The following is a 4,727-nucleotide window of genomic DNA, read 5'->3' as shown; positions in this document are numbered from 1 at the left end:
GTTGATGTCCCGTGCGATGGCGCGCACGGTCTGGACGTTGTCGCGTGGCACCCAGCCGTCGATGACCGCCACCATGCGGTCCCAGTCGAGCAGCATGTAGAAGGCGACCACCGGTGTCACCACGAACAGGCTGACCACAGAAACCAGCGCCATGCCGGAACTCCACAGCGAGGTGAAGACGGTGGTGACAAAACCGAAGCCGGAGGTCAGCAGCGAATTCAGCCCGTCGCGCAAGCTATTGGCGTTGACGCCGAACTTCTGCTCCAGCCATTTCGGATCGAACGAGGTGATCAGGCTTTGCAGCCGGGTCAGATATTCCGGCAATTTGCCGGCGAAATCGGCCATCTGCGTGGCCAGAACCGGAATGAGGATGACAAAGGCCAGGACCAGCACGATGAGGAAGGTGATGAGGATGACCACCGTCGCCATGAAACGCGACAGGCCGAGCCGCTGCAGCCGGTCGGCAACGGGATCGAGGAAATAGGCAAGCACCATGCCGGCGACGAAGGGCAGCAGGATGGCGCTGAAGACATAGAGGAAAAGCGCCAGCAGCGCGGCGCCGGCCAGCCAGAAGAAGATCTGGCGGCGAAAGGTCGCGGACGCGGCGATGTCGGCGGCCGCGGCCTCGATCGCCGCCGCTTCTGTCTCGGATGTCCGGAGTGGAGCCTTCGTCATGTCAGCTCATGTGCCTCAGCCAAGTCACGAGATAGGCTGCGGCCGAAGCCACGGTCAAGACCCCGGACAGCAATATGAGAACCGGCCTCAGCGGGTCGAGATGAACCGACAGGGCAAGCTCACCCAGCACAACCGCCGCCAGCACGATCTGGATGGCGGTGTTGGCCTTCGACACGAAAAGCGGTTTCATCTCGACCGGATGGGCCATGACGGCGGACAGCAGGACCGCGCAGACGATCAACGCGTCGCGCGACACCATGGTGACGACCAGCCACAGCGGCAATTGCCCGATGAGGCCCATGACCACGAACACCGAAACCAGCAGCAGCTTGTCGGCGATCGGATCGAGATAGGCGCCGAGCGTGGACTGCTGATTGAAACGGCGGGCGATGAAGCCATCGACGCCGTCCGAAATGCCGGCGACGAGGAACCCGGCAAAAGCCCAGTCCCAGCGCGCCTGCAGCATCGCCAGCACCACCGCCGGCACCAGGACAAGGCGCAGGATGGTGATCAGGTTGGGGATGGTCAAATGCCTGGCACCTCCTCTTGGTCGGAGATAGATGATGAAGATGGCGGGTGGCAACAAGGGAGGAGCTGCCGATCTCCCCGCACGGGAGCGGCCTTCAGCTTGGCTTTCGCCAATCACGAGCGCCTGTACGTGCGCGCTGTCCACGGTTTTGTAGGCCGAGATGGCCGTTATCCTTGCGGACAGAAACCGTTCATGCGAAGAGCCCGCGACAAGGAAAATTGCTGAACGGGCACCAGAAATGAGCAAGCGCGACGTGAACAAGCGCAAGAACGGGCTCACCTATGCCGAGGCCGGTGTCGATATCGATGCCGGCAATCTCATGGTCGAGAAGATCAAGCCGCTGGTGCGCGCGACGCACCGGCCGGGCGCCGATGGCGAGATCGGCGGTTTCGGCGGCCTGTTCGACCTCAAGGCGGCCGGGTTTACCGATCCGGTGCTGGTGGCGGCCAATGACGGCGTCGGCACCAAGCTCAAGATCGCCATCGATGCCGGCAAGCACGACACGATCGGCATCGACCTCGTCGCCATGTGCGTCAACGACATCGTCGTGCAAGGTGCCGAACCGCTGTTCTTCCTCGACTATTTCGCCACCGGCAAGCTCGATCCCGACCAGGGTGCCGCGATCGTCGGCGGCATTGCCGAGGGCTGCCGCCAGGCCGGCTGCGCGCTGATCGGCGGCGAGACCGCCGAGATGCCCGGCATGTATCACGGCAACGACTACGACCTCGCCGGCTTTGCGGTGGGTGCCGCCGAACGCGGCCAATTGCTGCCCACCGATGACATTGTCGAAGGCGACGTGCTGCTGGGCCTGGCTTCCTCCGGCCTGCACTCGAACGGCTATTCGCTGGTGCGCCGCATCGTCGCCGTCAGCGGTCTGTCGTGGAGCGATCCGGCACCGTTCAACGACGAGGCCACTCTGGCCGAAGCACTGCTCGAGCCGACCCGCATCTACGTCAAGTCGATTCTCAAGGCGATCCGCAACACGCATGGTATCAAGGCGCTCGCCCACATCACCGGCGGCGGCTTCCCGGAAAACATTCCACGCGTGCTGCCCAAGGATTTTTCGGCCGAGCTCGACCTCGAGGCGATCGACGTTCCTCCCGTGTTTTCGTGGCTGGCCAAGACCGGCGGCGTGGCGCCGGAAGAAATGATGCGCACCTTCAATTGCGGCATCGGCATGATCCTGGCGGTCGCGTCCGGCCAGGCAGCGCAGGTCGCGGCCGTGCTACAGGAAGCCGGCGAGACGGTGACGCCGATCGGCCGCATCGTGCCGCGCCGCGACGCAGGCGTCATCTATCGGGGTTCGATCGGCCTATGAGCGCGCAGAGGAAACGCACCGTTGTCCTGATCTCGGGACGCGGCTCCAACATGACCGCGCTGATTGCCGCGGCCAGCGACCCGTCGTTCCCGGCCGAGATCGTCGGTGTCATTTCCGATAAGGCGGATGCCGCCGGGCTCGGCATCGCCAGGGCGCGCGGCATCGCCACGCAGGTCGTCTCACGTGCCGACCACGGCAGCAAGCAGGCGCATGACGCCGCCATCGACGCGGCCCTTACCGCCTTCAACGCCGAGATCGTGGCGCTGGCCGGCTATATGCGCATCCTCAGCCCCGGCTTCGTCCAGAAATGGCAGGGCCGCATGATCAATATCCACCCTGCCCTGCTGCCGGCCTTCAAGGGGCTCGACACCCATGCGCGCGCGCTGGCCGCCGGCATCCGCATCCATGGCTGCACCGTGCACTTCGTCACCTCCGAGATGGATGACGGCCCGATCATCGCACAGGCAGCCGTGCCGGTGATGGTCGGCGACACCGCCGATACATTGGCAGCCCGCGTGCTGAAGACCGAACACCGGCTCTATCCGCTGGCGCTGGGGCTGGTCGCCGAAGGCAAGGCGCGCATGGAGTCCGGCCGCACCGTGCTTGCCCACTTTGCCGACGATGCCGACAACGGCACCTCGGTGGTGATGGCCCCGGATCCGCTGCGCGAGGAAGCCGACCTCGAGCATCTGGCGCGCATCACGCCTTGAGCTTAGAGCGGCGATGAAACAGCTTCTCCTGCTTCGTCACGCCAAATCCAGCTGGGACGACCCTGATCTCGATGATTTCGACCGGCCCTTGGCCGAACGCGGAGTGAAGGCAGCCCGGTTGATGGGGCGCGAGCTTGCGACGCGCGGCTGGCTGCCGGACCTGGCGCTGGTGTCGGCGGCGCTGCGCACCCGCGACACCTGGCGGCTTGTGGCGGCGGAATTGCCCGTCCCGCCCCAGGTCGCATTCCTCAAGGCGCTGTACGATGCTTCAGCGGCGGACATTCTGAGCCAGATTGGTCAAACCGACGCTTCGAGCGGCAGCTTGCTGGTAATTGGCCACAATCCGGGCCTGGAGCAGTTGGCCAGACAGCTTGCCGGGCCGGGGTCAGACGCCAAGGCGATCGCAAGACTTGAGGAAAAATTCCCGACGGGAGCCCTCGCCCGGGTGGTCTTCAAAGGCGATTGGTCCGTCGTGTCCCCCGCCCGGCTGACACATTGCTTGCGGCCCAAGGACCTGGGCCCGCGGCCGAAGGACCTGGGCTAGTGTCCATGGCAGGTGCGGCGGGTCAAGCCCGCCGCACATCCGCTTGAGCCGTCAGTTTCCCCAGTTGCCCTGACCGGATTCCGGCTGGACCGAATCGGGCGTCAGCGTGAGGTCGCGGTGCTTGACCTGCCTGTGGGTCGAAGCCGTGTAGCTGTGGTCGACATTGACCGCGTGCGAGGTGACGGCCGGCTGATTGACATTGTCCGAACCATAGTTGTCGCTGCCGGCAAAAGCGGCACCAGTGGCAACGAGGATGGCGGCGGCGGCAAGAGCGATCCTGTTCATTCTATTTACTCCGGTATTCCTGATTCTGTCCGTCTAGTGGCGTGCCCCTGGGGAGGAAATTTCGCGTCGCTCGGACAACCTCGATCTGGGTTTTTCGTGCGCCGACTTCCAATCACGAAGACGTTCCCTCACGCGCGGCATCGGGACCTCGAACGTCGGCCAAGGGATTGAGCTCACCCTGTTTTATCAGTTTATCTCAGACGCTTACAAGGAGGGTGCCTGACGCATGATGCGGCGGTTCATCGAGCCAGCGCTCGCCATCCGTTCACGATTCGTCAACATAAATTGAACCAGCTGGTTCGATTTACGATCGGCGCTCCGACACCGATGCCGTCGGCCGAAATCCTGCTCATGCATAAAAAACAAGAGCGGCGGGCAAGGCCCACCGCTCTTTGTGGTCGCAGACTTCAGAAATCAACGACCCCAGATGCCCTGACCCGACTGAGCCGGCACGTTGGCATTGGCATCACCCTGCGTCTTTACGGACTTCGGGATCGAGCCGGTGTGCGTGGTGTCGATGTCGGACACGGACTGGTTCGCAACAGGCTGGTTGGCATTGTAAGAGCCGTAGTTGTCGCTGCCGGCAAAAGCGGTGCCCGTGGCAACGAGGATGGCGGCGGCGGTGAGTGCGATCTTGGTCATTTTAGTTACTCCTGAGTTCAATGT

At 63.7% G+C, this 4,727-nt stretch carries 7 protein-coding genes; 3 read left to right on the top strand and 4 right to left on the bottom strand.

Annotated elements, in window-relative coordinates; all coding sequences use genetic code 11:
- Both EN969_RS17665 and EN969_RS17660 read right to left on the bottom strand, forming a co-directional pair.
- A partial coding sequence (locus tag EN969_RS17665; RefSeq protein ID WP_127419274.1) for an AI-2E family transporter occupies positions 1–675 on the bottom strand: 675 nt, incomplete at its 3' end.
- Position 676: 1 nt separating this feature from the next.
- A complete protein-coding gene (locus tag EN969_RS17660) occupies positions 677–1,204 on the bottom strand; it encodes a CDP-alcohol phosphatidyltransferase family protein (RefSeq protein ID WP_013532444.1) in 528 nt (175 codons plus the stop codon).
- A gap of 238 nt (positions 1,205–1,442) precedes the next feature.
- On the opposite strand from EN969_RS17660, the gene purM reads away from it, so the two are divergent.
- From purM to EN969_RS17645, 3 genes are read left to right on the top strand one after another with little or no spacing between them, the layout of a single operon-like run.
- A complete protein-coding gene (gene purM, locus EN969_RS17655) occupies positions 1,443–2,522 on the top strand; it encodes a phosphoribosylformylglycinamidine cyclo-ligase (RefSeq protein ID WP_127419273.1) in 1,080 nt (359 codons plus the stop codon).
- Positions 2,519–3,232 carry a phosphoribosylglycinamide formyltransferase gene (purN, locus tag EN969_RS17650; RefSeq protein ID WP_013532446.1) on the top strand — a complete coding sequence of 238 codons (714 nt, stop codon included), beginning with the start codon at positions 2,519–2,521 and terminating at the stop codon, positions 3,230–3,232. The genes purM and purN overlap by 4 nt, the downstream gene beginning before the upstream one ends.
- 13 nt (positions 3,233–3,245) lie before the next feature.
- Complete coding sequence (locus EN969_RS17645) at positions 3,246–3,776, top strand: histidine phosphatase family protein (RefSeq protein ID WP_013532447.1); 531 nt, start codon at positions 3,246–3,248, stop codon at positions 3,774–3,776.
- A 51-nt stretch (positions 3,777–3,827) separates the two neighbouring features.
- On the opposite strand, the gene EN969_RS17640 is transcribed toward EN969_RS17645, so the two are convergent.
- On the bottom strand, positions 3,828–4,061 hold the full coding sequence (locus EN969_RS17640; RefSeq protein WP_013532448.1) for a DUF680 domain-containing protein: 234 nt from the start codon (positions 4,059–4,061) through the stop codon (positions 3,828–3,830).
- A gap of 414 nt (positions 4,062–4,475) precedes the next feature.
- Entirely contained in the window at positions 4,476–4,703 is a 228-nt protein-coding gene (locus tag EN969_RS17635) for a DUF680 domain-containing protein (RefSeq protein WP_013532449.1), read from the bottom strand.
- Between the last annotated feature and the right edge of the window lie 24 nt (positions 4,704–4,727).

This window comes from Mesorhizobium sp. M7A.F.Ca.CA.003.01.2.1, assembly GCF_003998945.1.
In the GTDB taxonomy this organism is placed as follows: Bacteria; Pseudomonadota; Alphaproteobacteria; order Rhizobiales; family Rhizobiaceae; genus Mesorhizobium; species Mesorhizobium ciceri.
The sequence above is the reverse complement of the archived record's forward strand: the minus strand, read 5'-3'. Positions and strand labels throughout refer to the sequence as shown.